14 protein-coding genes and 1 pseudogene are annotated in these 19,823 nt (G+C 47.8%); 4 read left to right on the forward strand and 11 right to left on the reverse strand.

Annotation, left to right across the window (positions count from 1 at the left end; all coding sequences use genetic code 11):
- Positions 1-3: 3 nt before the first annotated feature.
- From bioD to ACFVRY_RS18150, 3 genes are all read right to left on the reverse strand, one after another.
- Positions 4-750, reverse strand: coding sequence for a dethiobiotin synthase (gene bioD, locus ACFVRY_RS18140; RefSeq protein ID WP_387501671.1), 747 nt, complete (start codon positions 748-750; stop codon positions 4-6).
- Positions 747-2,105, reverse strand: a complete 1,359-nt coding sequence (bioA, locus tag ACFVRY_RS18145; protein ID WP_387501672.1) for an adenosylmethionine--8-amino-7-oxononanoate transaminase — start codon at positions 2,103-2,105, stop codon at positions 747-749. The genes bioD and bioA overlap by 4 nt, the downstream gene beginning before the upstream one ends.
- A gap of 223 nt (positions 2,106-2,328) precedes the next feature.
- Positions 2,329-2,685 (reverse strand): winged helix-turn-helix transcriptional regulator, encoded by a 357-nt coding sequence (locus ACFVRY_RS18150; protein ID WP_066364843.1) that lies wholly within the window; start codon positions 2,683-2,685, stop codon positions 2,329-2,331.
- Positions 2,686-3,080: 395 nt separating this feature from the next.
- Here ACFVRY_RS18150 and ACFVRY_RS18155 point away from each other — a divergent pair, with 395 nt between their 5' ends.
- The 3 genes and pseudogenes from ACFVRY_RS18155 to ACFVRY_RS18165 all read left to right on the forward strand — a co-directional run.
- Positions 3,081-4,085: an LLM class flavin-dependent oxidoreductase gene (locus ACFVRY_RS18155; RefSeq protein WP_387501673.1), complete on the forward strand. Its 1,005-nt coding sequence runs from the start codon at positions 3,081-3,083 to the stop codon at positions 4,083-4,085.
- A gap of 24 nt (positions 4,086-4,109) precedes the next feature.
- Complete coding sequence (locus ACFVRY_RS18160; protein WP_387501674.1) at positions 4,110-4,715, forward strand: NAD(P)H oxidoreductase; 606 nt, start codon at positions 4,110-4,112, stop codon at positions 4,713-4,715.
- A 191-nt stretch (positions 4,716-4,906) separates the two neighbouring features.
- Positions 4,907-5,170 (forward strand): annotated as a pseudogene (locus ACFVRY_RS18165) (SGNH/GDSL hydrolase family protein); the annotation flags it as partial.
- A 271-nt stretch (positions 5,171-5,441) separates the two neighbouring features.
- On the opposite strand, the gene ACFVRY_RS18170 reads toward ACFVRY_RS18165, so the two are convergent.
- Positions 5,442-7,691 carry a glycoside hydrolase family 3 protein gene (locus ACFVRY_RS18170; protein ID WP_387501675.1) on the reverse strand — a complete coding sequence of 750 codons (2,250 nt, stop codon included), beginning with the start codon at positions 7,689-7,691 and terminating at the stop codon, positions 5,442-5,444.
- Between the two features lie 113 nt (positions 7,692-7,804).
- On the opposite strand from ACFVRY_RS18170, the gene ACFVRY_RS18175 reads away from it, so the two are divergent.
- On the forward strand, positions 7,805-8,002 hold the full coding sequence (locus tag ACFVRY_RS18175) for a hypothetical protein (RefSeq protein WP_387501676.1): 198 nt from the start codon (positions 7,805-7,807) through the stop codon (positions 8,000-8,002).
- Positions 8,003-8,086: 84 nt separating this feature from the next.
- Here the strand turns inward: ACFVRY_RS18175 and ACFVRY_RS18180 are convergent, their stop codons facing one another.
- The 7 genes from ACFVRY_RS18180 to ACFVRY_RS18210 form a co-directional block, all read right to left on the reverse strand.
- The gene (locus tag ACFVRY_RS18180) at positions 8,087-9,655 is read right to left on the reverse strand and encodes an MDR family MFS transporter (RefSeq protein ID WP_387501792.1); all 1,569 of its coding nucleotides are present in this window, start codon (positions 9,653-9,655) and stop codon (positions 8,087-8,089) included.
- A gap of 513 nt (positions 9,656-10,168) precedes the next feature.
- Positions 10,169-12,691, reverse strand: coding sequence for a beta-glucosidase BglX (gene bglX, locus ACFVRY_RS18185; RefSeq protein WP_387501677.1), 2,523 nt, complete (start codon positions 12,689-12,691; stop codon positions 10,169-10,171).
- A gap of 46 nt (positions 12,692-12,737) precedes the next feature.
- Positions 12,738-13,625 carry a carbohydrate ABC transporter permease gene (locus tag ACFVRY_RS18190; RefSeq protein ID WP_387501678.1) on the reverse strand — a complete coding sequence of 296 codons (888 nt, stop codon included), beginning with the start codon at positions 13,623-13,625 and terminating at the stop codon, positions 12,738-12,740.
- A gap of 16 nt (positions 13,626-13,641) precedes the next feature.
- The gene (locus ACFVRY_RS18195) at positions 13,642-14,559 is read right to left on the reverse strand and encodes an ABC transporter permease (protein ID WP_387501793.1); all 918 of its coding nucleotides are present in this window, start codon (positions 14,557-14,559) and stop codon (positions 13,642-13,644) included.
- 65 nt (positions 14,560-14,624) lie between these two features.
- Positions 14,625-16,139 (reverse strand): ABC transporter substrate-binding protein, encoded by a 1,515-nt coding sequence (locus tag ACFVRY_RS18200; protein ID WP_387501679.1) that lies wholly within the window; start codon positions 16,137-16,139, stop codon positions 14,625-14,627.
- A 159-nt stretch (positions 16,140-16,298) separates the two neighbouring features.
- Positions 16,299-17,912, reverse strand: coding sequence for a response regulator transcription factor (locus ACFVRY_RS18205; protein ID WP_387501680.1), 1,614 nt, complete (start codon positions 17,910-17,912; stop codon positions 16,299-16,301).
- A 5-nt stretch (positions 17,913-17,917) separates the two neighbouring features.
- Positions 17,918-19,669 (reverse strand): sensor histidine kinase, encoded by a 1,752-nt coding sequence (locus tag ACFVRY_RS18210; RefSeq protein WP_387501681.1) that lies wholly within the window; start codon positions 19,667-19,669, stop codon positions 17,918-17,920.
- Positions 19,670-19,823: the final 154 nt, after the last annotated feature.

Raw genomic sequence — 19,823 nt, forward strand, 5'->3', positions numbered from 1 at the left:
TAATCATCCTCCTATAGTTTGATTTGCGATTGCTTCTTTGATAGGCGTGAATTGTATGGTTTCTCGTACGATGGATATCAACGTCTCTGGAGCTGCTTCGGCCTGTAAACGGGGAAATCGGCCGAGAACCTTTAGACCGCTGTATTGTTCAATGAGTTGTGCATTCGTAGCCACACTTGGATCATCGTGGGGTTCCATTGACTCCCCATCATTCAATATGATGCCAACAATTGGAACCCCGCGATCCCGAAGGAATGAAGCAGTCAGAAGTGTATGATTGATAGTGCCTAGGCCAGAACGGGCGACAATTAATGCAGGTACCCGAAGCTCTGAGATGAAGTCCACGATGAGAGCGTCATCGGTTAGCGGGACAGCGACGCCGCCTGCGCCTTCGATAAGTAATGCCTCGAAACGTTTAGTCAGCGGCAGACCTGCGGCGATAATTTCCTGTAGTGTAAGATTTACCCCAGCTTGTCTAGCGGCGAGCATTGGAGTAAGTGGAGCTTCAAAGGTAAAGGGTGCGACTGCCTCGGGCCGTTCATTAATTCCCGTGCTTTTCAGCAGTCGTTCAGCATCGGTAAGTCCGCTTCCAAGAGGTGCACCCGATTGAATCGGCTTCCAAACACCAGCATTCACCCCTTCGGATCGGAGCGTAGCGGTAATAGCTGCGGTTATCACCGTCTTCCCGATGTCAGTATCTGTACCTGTCACAAATAATCCACGTACCGTTTCATGGTTCGTTTTATTCATTTAACCGGACCACCTTCAGTGACTTGAACAATGGATTCCGCCAAAATATCTATCATGGCAGCAAGTTCAGCTTCAGTACTGACCAGCGGAGGAATGAAGACAATCACATTGCCAAGCGGTCTCGTCAGCATGCCGAGTTCTCTGGCCCGCAAGCTTGTGCGAACGCCGATTTGATCTCCCCAATCGTACGGCTCACGCGACATTTTATCGCGTACGAGCTCGATTCCAATCATTAGTCCCTTTTGCCGGATTTCACCGACATGCGGATAATCCTTTAGTGCTGCGAGTTTTTGCTGGGCAAATGACGCCTTTGCTTGCACGCCTTCGATCAAGTTGCGCTCCTCAAACAGCTTCAAGCTGGCCAAAGCAACCGCACAGCCGAGGGGATTTCCTGTGAAGGAATGGCCGTGGAAAAATGTTTTCTGCTCTTGATAATCCGCATAGAACGCCTCATACACCTCGTCAGTGGCAAGCGTCGCCGCTACAGGCAAATAACCACCAGTCAACCCTTTCCCGATCACCAGCAAATCAGGTGAGACATTTTCGAGATCACAAGCGAACATAGCCCCGGTCCGGCCGAAACCGGTCGCCACCTCATCAGCGATGAGCAGCACACCATACTGCCGGCACAGATTAGCCATTTGGCTTAAACAGCCTGGGGGCATGACGATGATGCCACTAGCTCCTTGAACGATTGGTTCCACTATGAGAGCTGCAATCTCATCCGCCCGAGTCTCGAGCAAATGACGTAGCGCGGTTAGTGTATCTTCCATCGCCTTCGTCTCACCGCCCTCATGGCGATAAGAGTAGGGATATGGAATGGTGTGGGAAGGAAATAGCATGGGCCGAAACACTTCATGGTACAGCGGAATCGCACCGACACTTACGGCTCCAACTGTATCTCCGTGGTAAGCTTGATTCATCGTGATAAACTTCGTTTTACCCCTTACTCCCTTGTTATGCCAGTATTGAAACGCCATTTTAATCGCGATCTCAACACCCGTTGCTCCTGAATCTGAGTAAAACACTTTGTTGAGCCCTTCCGGAGTGATCTCCACCAACTTTTCTGCAAGCTCAATTGCTGGTACATTGGCCATGCCGAGAAGGGTCGAATGGGCGACTCGCCCTAACTGCTCTGTGATGGCCTGATTTAGCTCCGGCACGTTGTGTCCATGTACATTGAGCCAAACGGATGAGAAACCATCATAATAAGCACGCCCTTGGACGTCATACAGCATGATGCCTTCGCCGCGTTCAATAATGAGTGGATCAGAGTTATTGTAGTCTTTCATTTGCGTAAAAGGATGCCATAAGTGATCCTTATTCATAGCAGCAAGCCGTTCGTAATTCGTCATCACAAATTATCACCATCCGTTAATTTTTCAATTGTAAACCAAAATATAAATTTAGGTTCACAATCGGATTTGGTCATTTTAGCAGACCCGGACGCCTCTGTAAAGACAATTCAAAGTGAAAGATTGACCATTTGCTTCACGAAAAAGATATAAAACACCAAAAACCCTTCTGCATAAATCGCAAAAGGGCCAATCTGGGAATATTTAAATTAGGTTCTACGAATCAATATTTCCACTGCTCAAGCAAGTCTTTATTTCCATGGATATGTTCTAAATGATTCTCCCCCCACAAGCAAAAGTGATCCAAGATCGTCTTCAGACTCAAGCCATATTCAGTAAGCTCGTATTCTACCCGAAGTGGAATTTCATTGTACATATGACGATTAATCACTTTGTCTCGTTCCAATTCCCGTAACTGCTTGGTTAACATTCGTTGCGTGATTTCAGGCATTAAACTTCGTAATTCGTTCGTCCGTTTCTTCCCGTTGGTCAGATGGTAAAGGATGACCCCCTTCCACTTCCCCCCGATCACTTCCAGAGTAACCTCAACGCCAATCATATATTTATTTTGCTTATTCATATCTAAGTCCTCCTAATTTACATCAAAATTAAGGCTCAAAACCAAAATCAGTGGTTGACGCTCCATAAAGACCGCTACGGATGCGGAGGGTTCTTCTGATCACTGTTAAAACCCGATTTCTTGATTGTAAAAAGATGCATAGATTGAAATCGGGCTTTAAAGGTGAACACTATCGTTTCTCCAGAATCCCTCCGATCCTCCGCTCTAATGTCTGCGAAATTTCAACCTCTGATTTTTGGATAGAGCCAAAATCAAATAATAAACAAAGGTTCGAAATAGCCTATAGAGACCTTTTATGTGCCTATAGAACAATATAGTGCCTACTTCCTATTTTAACATCCATACTACATAATAGCATTCAGACAATGATTAACAAAAAGAAAGGAGGGCACAACTTGATTCAATTAAGTATTCTTGATCAATCGCCCGTCGCTGAACAACAAACACAAGCAGAAGCCTTACAAAATACAATCAAGCTTGCCCAAGAAGCTGACAAACTTGGCTATACCCGGTTCTGGGTATCTGAACATCATAACACTCCTAGCCTAACTGGCTCTTCACCTGAAGTTCTCGTGTCCCACCTGGCGGCTAAGACAGAGCGGATTCGAATCGGCTCCGGCGGAATTATGCTGCCTCACTATAGCGCATATAAAGTGGCAGAAAATTTCAATGTACTGGAAGCACTTGCTCCAGGAAGAATTGATATGGGTATCGGCAGAGCGCCTGGAGGAGCACCACTATCTACACTGGCTTTGCAAGACGGCCAAGCTCGAAATAACAAGCATTTTCCCGTGCAAGTTGACGAATTACTGGCTTATACGCATGGAGAGCTGCCGGAAGGGCATCGATTCCAGGGATTGCATGCGACACCGAGGTTGACAAACCATCCGCACATTTGGATGTTAGGCTCAAGTAGCTATACTGCCGAGCTTGCCGCTGAAAAAGGTCTTCCCTTCTCTTTCGCCCATTTTATTAATGCTTATGACGGAAGAGCTGCGGTCAAATACTATATGGATCATTTTAAGCCCTCCCTTTATTACCCAAAGCCCAAAGTCGTCGTAAGCATCCAAGCCGTGACAGCAGCGACGGATGAACAGGCAGAGGAGCTTGCCCAAAGCACAGATTGGGCGGTAATTCTGATCGAATCGGGTGTGACGCTTCAAGGTATTCCAAGCTTAGCCACCGCGAGTCAATTACCCAAGGAGCCTGGCCTTCTAGAGCGAATCCGGGAGAATAGAAATCGAGTTCTGGTAGGCTCCCCAGCAACGATCAAAGCACAACTGGAAGAACTGCAAGCCACCTATTCCGTAGACGAATTTATGCTTGTATCTCTGACGCCTGATTACGAACAAAAAATCGAAGGTTACCGGTTACTGGCCGATGCCTTTAATCTCAACTAACTTACAAAGTGGAGGAATTATATAATGAAGGTACTAGTGGTAGTAACGCATCCAAGACAAGATTCATTAACGGGAAGCGTCACGAAACAATTAATAAAGGGCCTCACGGAAGCTGGGCATGAATACGAAATAGCAGATTTGTATGCAGAAGGATTTAACCCTCTCCTTTATCAAGCTGATGAGCCGGATTGGGACAATCCGAATAAAATATATTCAGAAGAAGTAATGCGGGAAATAGAGCGCACCCGAAACAATGATGCCATTCTATTCGTCTTCCCATTGTGGTGGTTTGGCTTACCTGCCATGCTGAAGGGCTATATCGACCGGGTATGGAATAATGGATTTGCCTACGGACAAGATAGTGTTACCAATGAAAGATACCGTTTGCCGGTAGAAAAAATAAGTTGGGTGTCATTAGTTGGAGGAACACAGCCGCATTTCGAGAAACACGGACATGATGTTGCAATAAATAGAGAATTGACCTACTTGGTGGATTACGTTGGAGTTAAAGAAGCAGGGGTTCACTACTTGTATGAGACCATTGAGAAATTCCCTGACGATCCGGAAAAAGAGAAAAGACATTACGACGCTATCTTAAACGAAGCTTATCGTATTGGCCAACAATTTTAACAGGTTAAGCCCATTAGAGAACTTCCTCTAACGGGCTGTTTTCGTTTCATTATGGCGCCGTCATTAGCGACTTAAAATAGATTGCGCAGGCAATTGTAGAATCTAATATCTGACCGTATTGGTTCAAAGCGGCTTGTCGTATATACTACAGATTAGGATACGAATACTTATTATTTTTGGAGGAATGGACGATGACAACGATACTGTTCCAAGGCGATTCCATCACAGATGGATCAAGAGGCCGCAGTGATGATCCGAATCATATTTTGGGACACAGCTACGTGTATCTGATTGGATCTAAGCTTGGTTATGATCTGGCTGAGAAACAGCCTTTGATTATCAATCGCGGAATCAGCGGCAATCGTGTTTCGGATTTATATGCTCGCTGGAATGAGGATGCCATCGCACTGAAGCCTGATGTGATTAGCATTTTAATAGGGGCCAATGACGCCTGGTGTGCGTAATATCTATAAATAAGACTAAAACCAAGAAATAACGCCTAATATCATATAATAAGACTTTCCATCCGTTCTCGATAGTTCTTTTTCCTCTACTCCTTCGGTGGAAACGTCATTTTAGTTTGCTTATGAACCATATAGCGCCTCAGACAGATGATCTTCTGGCCATTAATGAGATAATGTTCTCATCACAAACAGCTGGTGTCTATACCTATAGACACCAGCTTGTAGCTTTTAAATAACTCGTGTCACGACTTAATAGTATTTTCTATTTGATTGTATACTTGGATGTACGCTCATCCCTGATAATACCTTTCCAATTCAATCCAAACGCGAAGTCATATTCGTTACCTTCGGAATCCACGTGGACTTGCATATCATGAGGCACGTCCTCAAATTGCTCTTCGACGGTTCTCATGTTTGCAGGCATTTGAAAAGGTAAGAGTCCAGTGGGCTCTACTCTGCCAACTAATACATCTAAAATAGCTTGGTCCTGAACTCCAAAGTTAGCCACAATTGCAGTTACTTCTTGTTCAAACTCGTTTACTATAGCTGGATTATTCATTTGAAGGGATACAATTACAGGTTTCCCCTTCATTCGTTCTTTAGTTGTTAACACTGCGTCAAGGTCAGATTCATTTACAATTTGAACAGTTTTATTCTTGTATGTTCGGTTTAATATATCACGAGGATCACCAGCGATACTCTCTTCTCGGGCATATTCCGCTGTATACGGTCTATATTGGAGGCTAATTGGAACATAACCATTCCCACCAACCTCGATATCAGACTTACTATAACCATAAGTGGTGATCGGGCTCTCAATGAAAACAAGTGCAAAATCTGCATCCTCTGGATTATCTGTTAAATCAAAATAACTACTTACAAGTTCTTCACTAATCGGAAGTTTCTTCACTTCAGGTGTAGGTATGCCAAACCAGTTCGTTGAGCTAGGGCGATATCTTTGCGGAATATATACTTTTTGGTTACGTTGGAGTGGCAGTACTCCATGTTTATTCTTGAGTATCACTAACGATTTCAATTGTGCATCGAATCCAGCTTCCATAAATTCAGCATTACCGACTGTCACTACCGATTTGTCTACCTCTAAATAAGGGTTCTCAAATAACCCCAGACGAAACATATTGCGGAGCAGTCGTACTGCTGATTGTTCGAAGCGTTTACGCATAAAAACTTCACCATGCACTTTTACGCCGATTTGAAATGCCTCGATTATAGGGGTAATTTCATTGTTGCCACCAAATTGATCTACACCAGCCATTAAAAGCTTATAGTGGCGCTCCGCGACCGAATAACCTTCCTCTACCCCCCAACAGCGGCCACCTAAACGGGTAATGTCCTCCGGCTCGTTGCTAGTGATTCCCCAATCTGTGCAAACAACCCCATCATAACCGAATTTGTTTCGTAATAAATCTTGTATGATATAAGAGTTATAGGAGTTACCACTATTCTCTCCACTAGGGTCTTGTCCGTAGGAAATTGTATAATAGGGCATAACAGCAGAAGCATGCCCCGTCGGACCATCTAGCCTAAATGCTCCCTCCGTAAAGGGTATCAAGTGCTGTTCGAAATTATCGCCCGGATATACAGCGTATTTACCATAGCCAAAATGAGCATCCCTCCCGGCTTCGCCTGAACCGCCACCTGGCCAATGTTTAGCCATGGCATTCACGCTTTCAATTCCCCAACCTCCTGAAATTTCAGTATCTCCAACCGAGGTTTGAAAACCATCAATATAAGCACGTGCCATATCTGCAGCCAGCATCGGATCCTCCCCGAAAGACATACCGAAACGGTTCCAACGCGGATCGGTTGCGATATCAATTTGAGGCGATAGTGCTGTTGTCAACCCAAGTGCACGATATTCTTTCGCGGCTATACTACCAAACTTCTCAGTTAATGAAGGATCAAACGTCGCGGCGAGCCCAATAGCTTCCGGCCACATTGATATCTTACCTCCCGCACCAGCATTGAACTCTTTCGATGAGTCCGCTGTGTGCCGTGGATCCGAGCTGTTATTAATGGGGATACCCAGGTCTGAACTTTCTGCCAATGATTGAATGTTATTATTCCAGTAAGCAACTGTCTCTGTACTTTGTACAGCTGTTATAAGTACATGCCGAATATGATCTTTCGTGATGAACTCCTTCTGTTGGTCAGATAGATCATCAGGATCCATACCACTATGCACAAAGCTCTTTCCGTTGTAAGTCGCTGGGGACCAGCCCAGGCTTGCAGGTATTGCCTGATGGGTGCTATATAGCATAATACCAGCGATTTGTTCTATAGACATTTTGGAGGCTAAGTCCTGCGCCCTCTCATCAGGCGACAACCGCCAGTCTTCGTATTTATCTAGTTTTCCGTCTTTATTAAGATCCTTAAAGAACTTTCCATCTTCATTGATAACTCCTACTCCAGATAATGTAGAATAGCCTAGTGTCGGTCCATTCGTATTTTTGATATAATTGATATTATCCTTAGCTTTAATTTTAGACATGATATTCACTCCTAAGATTATGATATCTTCACAGAAAGCTAACTCAGTATTTTGAAACAAAACTTTGCCAATTGGTGAAATCCGGCATATGGTCCGATCCGGCATATGGATATATGAAAAATGAGGCCTCCATTCCGCTTTGCAGCGATCCGGAGGCTTCCTTTTTCAAAAATATGGAGACTACGCCTGCTCATCCAGTGAAAAGTCTTCTCGCTCAGTCGCGCTCCCATGGCCTCCTTCACCAGACGCTCCAGCCAGTGCAGCTGGGTGAGACCATGCTTATATCCATCATTGTCTGCTTGATTTCGTAGGGATGGCTTTCTTTTTCCATTAAAACCGGAGAATAACCAGCTTCATGGACATGGAGCACTCACCTTATTTCTGAGGATATCGAGTTATGACACTGCCTTTTGCTTCGTATGAGACGGAATTTCCATTCTCGCCTTACCCATCAGCAAAATGCAGATCAAGGCGACCACCGCCATAATCAGTGTACACTGAAAAACAATAGCAATCGAATCTGCCAACCCAATCGTCAGCTTTTCCAATACTTGCGGTGAAATCTCAGCTCTCACATCAGTCTGTAATAGTGCTCGCGGATCGATTTGTGTCATATTGGAGCCTGGAAGCAGCTCTGTCAGCCGCGAAGTCAGTGCACCCGTCTGCACACTTCCAAGTATGGTCACCCCGATAGCCGAGCCGATCGAACGAAAAAAGGTAACCATGGACATCACGGTACCGCGAGACTCAGAGCCTACATTATGCAACGACGACATTGAGACCACAGTAAAGGATGCCCCGATCCCCAGACCCATAAGAATCATATAAAAGATAACCAATGGTCTTGGTGTCAGCTGTGGAGTCGTACCTCCAAATATATTAAACATCGATTGGACCCACGCAGGTGAATAATAGGACAACGTCGATAACAATGAGGTTGCTATAAGCAAAAGTGCACACGATACTAGCAATATATTACGGTAAGGCAATTTACTTACAAAGCGGCCTCCAAATACACTGCTGACGACAACACCCAGCATCATCGGAGTCAGCACTTGTCCAGCACTCGAAGCTGAGCCTTGATACACCCCCTGTATGAACAGTGGAATGTAAGAAGCGGCAGATATCAGGATCGCTCCATAGAACAGGCTTGTTCCCATACTCGCTGTAAACAGCTTATTGCGGAACAATTTGAGCGGTACGATAGGAGCCGATACTTTAGTCTCGATCCAGAGAAATAACGCCAGAAAAATGGCAAAACCGCTAAACAAGCCATAGCTCTGCAGAGAGTTCCAGGTGAACTCCGTTCCCCCAAGCTCTAGCGCGAACATCAGGCACAACACAGATGCGGCAAAAGTGATGGTGCCCCACCAGTCGATTTTTTGATTCGGATTATTTGGCAGTGTCGCGTGATAAAATAAAGTGATCAGCAAGAAAGAGACTACGCCCAACGGCAAGGTAATGAAAAATATCCATTTCCAATTCACATAATCCGTAAAATAGGCTCCGGCCAGTGGTCCCAACACACTTGAAATTCCATAAATGGCACCGAACAAACCCTGCATTTTCCCCCGCTTCTCAGGTGGAAAGAGATCATATACGATAGTGAACGTAATCGGCATCAGAGCACCACCGCCAATACCCTGAATCGCTCGATAAACGATCAATTGAAACATACTCGTTGAAGTCCCGCATAAGACAGAGCCGATCATGAACACGACCAAGCCTAGCAGGAAAAATTTCTTGCGTCCGTACATATCGGACAATTTACCGAAAATCGGCATCGATACGACATTCGCAATCAAATATGCGGAGAATACCCACACAAACTTATCCAAGCCCCCTAACTCTCCAACGATCGTTGGCATCGCCGTGGAGACAATCGTTTGGTTTAGTGTAGCCAGCAACAGACCCAGCATTAATCCGACGATCGTCAGACGGACGTTAGATTTTTTGTTAACCATCATTTCACCCTCATTTTCACTTTAATACCTAATGTTAATTATTTTTTCAAATTTGAGTAATTAACAAGTGCTTAATCAGGTTACAGCTCCGAAAAGTAATGACAAGACGCCAAGAAATGCCTCCGCACTACCTGCCGATTTCCCCTTGCTTTGTAGAGCGAAGGAAGAACTGGTCGGCCCAAGGACAGCGCATAACCGATGAAAAACCGATCCTTCAACAAGCTTTCGAATTGTCTTTAAAAAATATTGTACTAGACTAAACCCCTTGATATTACGGGGTTTATAAATTGAATTATCGTCAGATTTATTAAATTAAGCATTAGAATGGGTCCAGGAAATGATACAGCAGCGACTAGGACTCGAAAATAAAGTCTTAGTCTGCCACTGTACGTGATGGTCAAGCACTCTAGGCAGAACTTCAAATGGCCTAGATGAGTGTCATCTGAGAAATCAATGTCTTCAAGTCGCGTTCCATTCCGATTCCTCCCATTATAACTGCTTTGTCATGTTTGATTAGCTTTCAATCAGCTTGAAAGCCGCTTCCTTCACGTCTCTGGAGTTCGGTCCGACGTATAACCTGAACCCTCCGGACTCAGCACGGAAGCTCCGGTCTGGTAAGTAGTACTTGAGATCCTCTTCGGTAATAGTGAACACAACCTCGCTGCTTTCCCCCGGCTCCAGCCGTATTTTCCGGAAGCCCTTCAACTCCTTGACCGGCCGCACGACGCTGCCGTGCACATCCTGAATGTACAGCTGAACGGTTTCTTCTCCCGCGCGATCGCCGGCATTGGTTACCGTGACGCTTGCTGTTAACTCGTCAGAACGGGTTATCTCATTCTTGTCCAGTCGAAGCTCCGAGTACTCGATCGTCGTATAGCTGAGTCCGAAGCCGAACGGATACTGAGGCTCGTTCTGGCAGTCCAAGTATTTAGAAATGAACTTCACATGCTTCTTCTTCGGCGTGACAGGACGCCCTGTGTTGAAATGGTTATAATAAATCGGCACCTGACCTGCATGCTGTGGAAAGCTCATTGTCAGCCTGCCTGAAGGATTGTAGTCGCCGAACAATACGTCGGCGATCGCATGGCCGGCCTGCGAGCCTAAGAACCACGTCTCTACGATCGCGCCCACGTTACGCTCATACCAATCCAGCACAAGCGGGCGGCCGTTCACGAGCAAGAGCGCCGTCGGCTTGCCCAGCTTAACGATCTCTTCCGCCAGCCGCTGCTGAACCTCAGGCAGCGCGATGTTCGTCCGCGACGCGGCTTCGCCCGACATGTTACTATCCTCGCCGAGCGCTAGGATGACGACGTCCGCCTCCTTCGCGCAAGCGATCGCCCGTTCGAAACCGCCTTCGATTTCTCTGTCGACGCCGCAGCCCGCCGCAACGAGCAATCGGTACTGATCGAATCCTTTCCCGGCAATCCCTTCCTTTACGGTGACAGTCTCGATACTATACCGTGAAAACTGCCAAGGACCAAGCAGATCCTTGCTGGCGGAGAACGGTCCAACGAGCGCGACTTTACGTCCGTCGTTCGCAAGAGGCAGCACATTATCGTTCTTAAGCAGGACGATCGACTTGCGGGCTAGGTCGCGACTTGCTTCCAGGTTCGCAGCGCTAAAGTGATACTCCAACTCTTTCTCCGGCTGCACGTACCGGAACGGATCGTCCATGATGCCGATTTTGTATTTGTAAGACAAGATGCGCCTCACCGCCTCGTCCAATTGTTCTTCTTTCACGAGGCCTTTATCGATCAGACTTGGTAGATGCTTGTAGTACAACCGCGTCACCATCTCGATGTCCATCGTTGCGTTCAAGGCGAGCTTGGACGCTTCTTCTTCGTCTTGGGCCGCGCCATGAACTAAGATTTCCTTGATCGATCCGTAATCGGATATCAGGATACCTTCGAAACCAAGTTCATCCCGGAGCAGGTTCTTCAGCAGATCGGAGTTCCCCGCGACCGGAACACCTTGATAAATGTTGAAGGAATTCATGACAGAACCCGCTCCAGCATCGATTCCCGCCTTAAACGGCGGCAAGTAAACGTTCCGCATCGTCCCTTCGGAGATGTCGACCGTGTTGTAGTCACGTCCGCCCTCCCCCGCGCCATAACCGATAAAATGCTTCAGGCAAGCGATGACCGTCTCGTTGTCGAACAGGCTCTCTCCCTGAAATCCTTCCACCTGGGCTTTCGCGATAAGTGCGCCCAAGTAAGGATCCTCGCCCACTCCTTCGACGACACGTCCCCAGCGGGGATCCCGCGAGATATCGACCATCGGAGCGTTGTTGTACATTGTGCCGGAAGCCGATGCTTCCTTAGCCGTGATGGCACAAGCCTGCTTAATCGCATCCATGTCCCAGCTGCACGCCCAAGCTAGCGGTACGGGAAAAATCGTCTGGAAGCCGTGGATAAAGTCGGCATTAAATAGGAGCGGAATGCCGTGCGGCGATTGCTCAACGGCGATTTTCTGCAACTCAAACACTCGCTTGCTGTCGAAGGCGCCGAGAATCGTTCCAACTTTTCCTTCCGCCACCATTTTCTCCGGAGGATCGGATTTCACGTCAGAGCCGAAGGAGAAGTCAGACGCCCCGATCTGACTCATCTGCCCGATCTTATCGGCGATGGACATCCTGGTGAGCAGCCGGTCAACTTCCCGGCAAATGTCCTCGTCCGATCGCGGTTTCACGTCCAATTTCCGGTACGGAGCCACAAGAGGAATGAGCTCCGCAGCCAAGGAAGCGCCCCGTCCCCTCACGCCGTGAACTTGAATCTCACCCGTAGAAGGGAGCGTGACCGTGCCACTGAACGTCTCTTCCTCGAACTCAAGCGAGACGATCACCGGATCGGTCGAGGAGTAAGTGCGCCCGGACGCCTTCAGTTGATTCCCTTCGACGACCGCGTCCATTGGCTGGATGAAGAACGGAGTCGGTTCCGTCTTCACGATTAGCCTGTACCCTTCGTTCACCTCCACCGAAAAAATCATTTTTACTGTCGACCCATTCAACTTGAGTCTCGCGTTCCAAATCCCAATCATTCATTACCACTCCTCGAATAAGTTTGATTCGTGTTGCACAAACACTTTATTTCACGGCGCCGATCGTAATGCCTTTGATAAAATACTTCTGGAAAAACGGGTACGCTATCAGAATCGGAAGCACCCCAACGACGGCGATCGCCATTCGGACGGTCGTGCTCGGCAGTTCCGCCATGGCACTGCTCGCAGTCGACGAAAGGTTGCTGTTACTCGATAGGAACTGAATGTCCGAGATGATGCGGTTCAGAATGTTCTGGATACTGAAAAGCTTCGGATTAGTTACATAGGTCATGCCGTTAAACCAGTCGTTCCAGTAAAGAATTGCTTCGAACAAACCGATCGTGGCCATGACGGGCTTCGAAAGCGGGAGGACGATTTTGTAGAACACCTTGATCTCTCCCGCACCGTCAATTTGAGCGGCCTCGATCAAAGCCGGTGGAATCGAGGTCATGAAGAACGTCCGGACGAGCAGCACGTTGAAGCCATTCATGAGAAGGCCCGGCACGAGCAGTGCCCAGATCGTGTTCTTGATATCGAACACCTGCGTGTAGATTATATAGGTCGGGACAAGCCCTCCGTTGAACAGCAGCGTGAAGAATACGAGGAATGCCCAGAAGTTCTTCATCGGGATATCCTTCTTCGACATCGGATACGCGAGCATTGACGTCATCGCGAGGCTGGCCGCGGTGCCGAATACCGTAATGAACACGGTCACGCCGTAAGCGCGTCCCAACTCTCCCCTATGAGCCCATAGGTATTCGAACGCCTTGCCACTGAAATGTTCCGGGAAAAATGAATAACCGTGCTGGATGATACTGTCTTCGCTCGATATCGAGGACATGATCAGCAGAATAAAGGGAATGAGACAAACGATCGAGAAGCCCAAAAGTGCAACGTGGGCGGTCCACCTGATCCATCTGCTATCGTGCGCCATTGTCTTTCACCTCCGTCTAGAATAGAGCATTGTCTTTGCTGAATTTACGGACCGTATAGTTAGATAAGATCACGAGCAAGAACCCGACGATTGATTGATAGACGCCCGCGGCTGACGACATACCGATATCACCCAAATTCATCAACGCCCGGTATACATAAGTATCAATAACGTTCGTCGTCTCCGACAGGACGCCCGAGTCCATCGGTACCTGGTAGAATAGACCGAAATCAGAGTAGAAAATCCGGCCGATTGCCAACAGCGTCATCATCGTGATGACCGGTGTGATGAGCGGGACCGTGACGGAGCTGATTTGCTGCCATTTCGATGCGCCGTCGAGGGTGGCAGCCTCGTAATACTCGGGATCGATGCTGATGATCGATGCCAAATATATCACGCTCAGATAGCCGATGCCTTTCCAGATGTTTACGGCGGTCAGAATGTACGGCCAATATTCTTTACTTGAGTACCACGAGATATCTTCCATCCCAAGCAGCGGTAAAATCGATTTGTTGATCAGTCCCGTGTCACTGCTAAGCATGGCGTACACGAGATAGCTGACGATAACCATTGAGATCAGGTGAGGCAGGATAATGATGCTCTGGTAGAATCGTTGGAAAATTTTTCTCCGGATTTCATTCAGAAGGATCGCAATTCCTATTGCCCCGATCGTATTGATGACAATGAACAAACCGTTGTAAAGGATCGTGTTCCTAGTAATGATATAAGCGTCTTGCGTCTTGAACAAATATTCGAAGTTTTTAAGCCCTGCCCAATCGCTGCCGAGAATTCCTTTGGCGAAATTGAAATCCTTGAAGGCGATGATCATCCCGAACATGGGCAGGTAGTTGTTGATGATCAAATACGCTAGCCCTGGCAGCATGAGCAGGAACAGCGGTGCGAACTTTTTGAGTCGTTTGGCCGAGAAGCCCATGTTGTTCACTACCTTTTCATGAATTGATTGGATTGAATAAACGTCATAGAGTTATATGAATTTGCTTATTTGTCCTTGGATGCAGCCCATGCGTCCAGTTGCTTCTGCTTCTCCGCGATAATCTTGTCGATGCCCGCATCCTTCATCTTCGTGATGAACTCGGGGAGCACTTTGTCCGGATCCAAAGCTCCACATTCGAGCGCGATCCGATATTGGCTAAAAACGTTGGAGACGGCGGCAAATTCCGTTTTCACCACGGTCGAATCAAATGTAAAGCCAAGCGCCTTCGACTTAATCGCATTTTCGTTGAATTGCTTCATCTTCTCCCAGAGCTGCTCGTCATCTCCCTTGAAGATATAGGAGAGAAACTGATTTCCGAACAACCATCCCAATCCCGAATAGCCGACATTGTCCGCGGTTACGCCTTGCGGGTAATCAATAACGTTATCGGATACTTTCACGTAGTGTTTGCCTTCGATTCCCCAGACCAGCAGATTGACGAGCGCCTTGTCCGAATACATCAGATTTAGGAATTGCATCGACTTCTTCGGGTTTTCCGAGTTCTTCGCGATTCCCCACATGACATTTGTGACTGTGCTCGTCTTCGCGACCGCCGGCATCATCTCGACGGAAACGATCGGCATTCCGGCTTGACGGGTTTCTTGGACATCGTAGCCCGGTTTCATGTTTGCCAGATTACCGGCTCCTTTGCCGCTTTTGATGATGTCAGACTCCGATTCCTTGTTGGTGATCGCGTCCTTGGCGATGTATCCGGCTTGGTACCATTCTCTCATCATCTTCAGGCTGGCCGCGTACTCTTCCGTTTCGAACCAGTTCACAACTTTCAAGTCCTGGCCGTTATTCAGCAGCACGCCCATATCGTCGCCGAGAGAATCCCGCGTGCTGAAAGGAGCGATCGGTGATTGGTTGGCGGCGTTGATGAGTGGAATCATTTTCGGTTCATTTTCCTTGATCACCTTTAGAATCGGCGCCAGGTCGTCCAACTTCTTCACTTGACCCAGATTCAGATTGTATTTGTCCACGAGATCCTTACGGATCTGGAATCCGTAGCTTTGGGCCAGATCGCGGATGGTAGGTACGGCATAGTTTTTGCCGTCGATTTTGGCCGCATTAACGTAATCCGGACCGAGCGCCTTCTCAATCCCTTCCCCATATTTCGAGAGTAGATCGTCGATCTGAACCATTTGGCCTTTCGAGACTTGATTTGCGTACGTGCTTCCGAAAATCGGCAACACATCAAGCTTCTCGTTGCTCGTCAGCATCAGGTTGACTTGGTTTGTCCAGGCGCTAATGCTGATCGGCAGCAATTTCACGGTCGTATTCAGCTTGGCTTCCGTAATCTTGTTGATTTCTTCCTCCACGAGCAGTTGATCTTTCGGTACGCTGCCGAAGGTGTAATACGCCATCGTCAATTGGTAAGGTTCTCCGGCGTCCTCGCTCGTAGCCGCCTCACTTAATGACGAGCTAGCCGCTTCATTTGAGACTTTGTTCGTACTGCACGCGGCAAGTAAAAGAGTGATGGCGAGTAAAGCGCTGATCCAACTTAACTTCCGTTTCATGTGACCCCTCCGTTACTTTATAATTGGATTCGGTACGGTTCGTTTGGCCCTCGGCCGTATTCCCGGTTCGGATCTAAAACCATCATAATTCATCGCAGAAACTTCAACTACCGAGATGTCGACTTTGTAATGACATGTGGTCGACCTCTATCGATTCTTCTATCGGTCATCGGAACGGGTCAATTCTTCATGCCGGAATTCGAGCGGACTGCGGTTCGTATATTTCTTGAAAATACGCGCGAAATGCGAGAAATTCGTGAATCCGACCTGCAGCGCTACCGCATATACCGGGAGATTTGAATTGCTTAGCAGCCGACGGGCGACAGCCATCCTCTCTTGGACGACATATTCCGTGACGGAAATCCCCGTCTCTTTCTTGAAAATTCTGTCCAGGTAGTCAGGATTCAGATAGACATGTTTGGCGATGTCGTCCCGCGTCAATGACTTGTCCAGATGCTGCCCCACATAGCCTATCGCGCGGTCGACGACGGACGCGGATCGTTCAACCGACCGGACATATTCCGTCGCTTTGGAGACAATATGGCGGCTCCAATCGATCATATCCTTCACCGAACGAGATGCATGTAGCGACATCTCCATCGACTCATCGTCACCGAACAGCTGACGGGCTTGAATATCTTTCGACTGCAAGAAAGAATACACCATCTGCAGGAAATCCTGGAGGAACTGGTGCAGTCGCTTCGCATCCAACCCTGCGACCTGTGTTAACCCGTTCAAGTAGCGGGCGACTTCTTCAGCGAGCTTCTCAGGAGAACCCTCCGTCAGCATGACGGACCATACCTGCAGCTCCGGCTCGTATGGGGGGGGCGGCGCGGACGGTTGTCCTTCCACGAGAAGTACGAGGTTGTCGAACGCGACATTGTTTCGATCAAGATCCTGCAGCCGATCGGTCATCACCGGTAATTCGTGCGCACGGGCCCGATTGCCGACATAGCAGCTCAGATCACAATAGAAATATTGGCGGCACGAGCGAATGTACGCCTCGCAGTTTTTCCTTAGTCGCTGCGCTTCATTGTCCGTCCACGACTCAAATGAAAGGATAGCTAGCAAGCTGCCTTTGCTTAAGGGAAGGAGCTGTCCGTAACTGCCCAGCTTAAGAAGCAGTTCTTCAGCGGAATTCCGGAGCGCGTATTCGAGAATTTTCTCATCTCGCATATTCAAGCTTTTGTGCCACCGCTTCACCGTGATCATTACTGGAACAAATCTCATTTGCTCCGAGTAGGGAATGTTCCGATCCTCCGCAGCGATGCGGATCGTGTCCGAACGTGACGGAATCGACCGGTTTAAGATATCCAGCCAGAACCGTTCAATGAGCAGCGGCTGATGCTGGATCCAATACTGGCCGTATTGGCTGAACGCCGTTTTTTTGCTTTCCTCGGCCTTCTTGTCGATTGCTTTGGCGATGACGCTTTCCAGTTCGGGGATCGGCATCGGCTTCAGCAAGTAATCGAAGCTGCCGAGCTGGATTGCCTGCTTTGCATAATGGAAATCTGCATGGCAGGTCAGAAAAATCGATTCCGTATCGGGAGAATGCTCCTTGACCCAGCCCAGCAACTCCAGGCCACTGCCCATAGGCATTTCGATGTCGCACAGCATAATGTCTATGGGGCTATTTCTGTTATAGATTTCTCTTGCTTGATGGATGTCATAAGCAGTAAGCACCTCGGAGATACCAAGCTTCGCCCAGTTTACAGCCGCTTTGATGCCTTCCACAGCATGAACTTCGTCGTCTACGAGTAACAACCGAGACATGTTCATTATTCTCCTTTCTCCGATTCCGGGTTCAGTGGGAGCAATATCTCGACGAGAGCTCCTGACGGCTCGACGTTCGAGAACGATATATGGGCTTCATCCCCGTATAGCAAGCCGAGTCGCCGCTTCACGTTCCAAATACCGATATGATCTCCCTGTTCGTCTTCTATTTTTTCTCCAGCGCTAATTTGCTCCAAGATGTCCTTTGCGAAGCCTTTGCCGGTATCCCGAATCTCGATCAAAAGCCGGGGATCCGGGCCGGAATCGTCCAGATCAATACGGACGGATCCCTGGATCGAAGAGCTGACGATTGCTGCATGCTTGATCGAATTCTCGACGAACGTCTGAACGATCAGTGGCGGAATCCGCGTGTCCAACAGGAAATCGGGAGCCGATACCTCGAAGACGAGCTTACCGGGAAACCTCAGCTCCTGGATGCGATTATAATTGCGTACATGCTGAAGCTCGTCTTTCAGGGGCACGAACGTTAAATTGCTTCGGAACATGTAGCGGAAATATTGGACCAAACTCAATGCCATCTCCTGGATTAGTCCGTAATTTTTGACAAGGGCTAGGTTATAGATGATGTTCAATGAATTCATGAAAAAATGAGGGTTGATCTGCAGTTGCAGGTGCTGAAGCTCGGCCTTTTGCTTGCTCAACTGTTCTTCATAGACGTGAATGCGCAGCTCCTGAACGTGTTTGATCATTTTGTTGAACGTTTCGTTCACGATCCGGAATTCATCAGACGTCGGATACGGATCGATCCGGGTATTCAGGTTTCCTTCTCCGATTCGTCTCATGGCCGTCATTATCCGGTTGAGTGGCCTTAGCACCATCTTACGAAGCAGAAACAGGCAGGCGGGCACCAGGATGATCGCGGCGATCGGGATCACGAAAGAAATTTTCCTTATATAAGGTAAATTTTCTAAAATATACTTATCTGGAATGAGAGCAATGAGACTGAAATTGCCCTTGGCCGACTTCTCGCCTACGACCAGGAATGGATTGGGTTTTCCGGATAAATAATACTGCTGGACGCCGCGAGTTAAATCGATGCCATTCTCTCGCACGGCGTGTGCATAAGTCAACGGCTTGCCGTTCTCGTCAGCGAAAAGCGAAACCCCGTTCTCCCCAAGTTTGAGCAAATCCAGCGAGATCGACAATTTATTGATATTTACCCAGGCGCCCACATAGGCCTCGCTCGTCTGCAGCACCCGAAATAAGTAGTAGCTCTGGCCGATTTGTTTGACGTACCATTTTCGAATCTTGAATTCACCTGTACTTTGAAGCTCGCGAAGCAAGTCTCGAATATAGCTCCTGACCTCTCCCCTCTCCTGTACGCCCTCAAAATCCTGAAACACCTCAAAGTAATCCTGCCCGGGTATCGAGTACACGAACATCGAATCAACAGACTGGAACGTCGCGATATCTCCGTTCAGCTTGTGGTCCAAGCGGACTTTGGCCAAGGTACGATCCTGCTCCGAGGAATGGTATTCCATTTCCTGAAGATCTTTGTCATTCACGACGAGGTTCGTCAAATACTTGTCGACGTCGTTCAAGTTATTGTCGATTTGGGCCATATACATCGAGATCAGACTGTGGCTGGATTCCGCAACCTGGTTGTGGACGACGCGGATCGCATAGTCGTTGTTATAGATAAGAAGCGCAACAGTCGGCAGCGTGATTAGCAGCAAACCTGCGACCAGCTTAAAACGAATGGAATTCCAGGTAAGCCGAAAAACACTGTTTGTCATAAAGATCGCTCCTCTTTTTGTCTCAAATGGCCATGATACCCCAATATAGACTATCTTAAAGTATTCCTACTTATATCATCTAACAGAATGTCGACTTATTCGTGATATGAGGTAGACCATTTGTATGCTCGCACGGGCTGCCGATAAAATAAAA

Source organism: Paenibacillus sp. NPDC057934 (genome assembly GCF_042887565.1).
Lineage (GTDB): Bacteria > Bacillota > Bacilli > Paenibacillales > Paenibacillaceae > Paenibacillus_AQ.

Coding starts and splice junctions, on each gene's coding strand:
- bioD (WP_387501671.1), bottom strand. CDS start 750: ATGAATAAAACGAACCATGAAACGGTACGTGGATTATTTGTGACAGGT.
- bioA (WP_387501672.1), bottom strand. CDS start 2,105: ATGACGAATTACGAACGGCTTGCTGCTATGAATAAGGATCACTTATGG.
- ACFVRY_RS18150 (WP_066364843.1), bottom strand. CDS start 2,685: ATGAATAAGCAAAATAAATATATGATTGGCGTTGAGGTTACTCTGGAA.
- ACFVRY_RS18160 (WP_387501674.1), top strand. CDS start 4,110: ATGAAGGTACTAGTGGTAGTAACGCATCCAAGACAAGATTCATTAACG.
- ACFVRY_RS18170 (WP_387501675.1), bottom strand. CDS start 7,691: ATGTCTAAAATTAAAGCTAAGGATAATATCAATTATATCAAAAATACG.
- ACFVRY_RS18175 (WP_387501676.1), top strand. CDS start 7,805: ATGAAAAATGAGGCCTCCATTCCGCTTTGCAGCGATCCGGAGGCTTCC.
- ACFVRY_RS18180 (WP_387501792.1), bottom strand. CDS start 9,655: ATGGTTAACAAAAAATCTAACGTCCGTCTGACGATCGTCGGATTAATG.
- bglX (WP_387501677.1), bottom strand. CDS start 12,691: ATGATTGGGATTTGGAACGCGAGACTCAAGTTGAATGGGTCGACAGTA.
- ACFVRY_RS18190 (WP_387501678.1), bottom strand. CDS start 13,625: ATGGCGCACGATAGCAGATGGATCAGGTGGACCGCCCACGTTGCACTT.
- ACFVRY_RS18195 (WP_387501793.1), bottom strand. CDS start 14,559: ATGGGCTTCTCGGCCAAACGACTCAAAAAGTTCGCACCGCTGTTCCTG.
- ACFVRY_RS18200 (WP_387501679.1), bottom strand. CDS start 16,139: ATGAAACGGAAGTTAAGTTGGATCAGCGCTTTACTCGCCATCACTCTT.
- ACFVRY_RS18205 (WP_387501680.1), bottom strand. CDS start 17,912: ATGTCTCGGTTGTTACTCGTAGACGACGAAGTTCATGCTGTGGAAGGC.
- ACFVRY_RS18210 (WP_387501681.1), bottom strand. CDS start 19,669: ATGACAAACAGTGTTTTTCGGCTTACCTGGAATTCCATTCGTTTTAAG.